This window comes from Dellaglioa sp. CoH-56-MRSF-12, assembly GCF_056782075.1.
Genome location: NZ_JBXAYD010000018.1, coordinates 1 through 520 on the forward strand (window position 1 = coordinate 1; position 520 = coordinate 520).

Annotated in this window: 1 protein-coding gene; it reads left to right on the forward strand. The window is 59.8% G+C overall.

Annotated features, from left to right (window positions below; translation table 11 throughout):
- Positions 1 to 356 (forward strand): hypothetical protein (locus AC1RPY_RS07625; RefSeq protein WP_481763087.1); only part of this gene is annotated, 356 nt, incomplete at its 5' end.
- Between the last annotated feature and the right edge of the window lie 164 nt (positions 357 to 520).

Below are 520 nucleotides of genomic sequence, written 5' to 3' on the forward strand. Positions count from 1 at the left end.
GGCGCGTTACAGTGTGCGTTCTCTGTCCGCTGCTGGCGCACTGGATACTGTCGGAAAATTCCATTCGTACCGGTTCCGCGAAGGCGCGACCGAAGCTATCGCGCAAATCGCGCTCACCCATCACGAAGCACAACAAGGGTAAGACCATGGCACGCTATCAAATCATCGTCAGCAATTTGGGAACCGTTTTGGACACGGAGCGCAGTAACGCCCCGATCCGCGAATATCTCGAATGGGTGCAAGCCGCGCGCGAGCTTCACGGCCGCGCGGCGGGTGAGTGCGTGGCACTTACCGAAGACGGGGAACCGATTCGCGAACACGACGGCTATGCGTACGCGAGTGACGCATGCGCGTAACATTCGACGGATGCAGCGCAAACGGCCGTAATCACGACGAGACGAAGGAACGGATTCGGTCACTCGCGCTTGTCGCCCTGAATCCTGTAACGGGCGATCTTGAATGCGTGTGCAGCCTGCGTTACTGGGCGTCGCGTTCGTCGTCGGGGGCCAATGTGTACGCG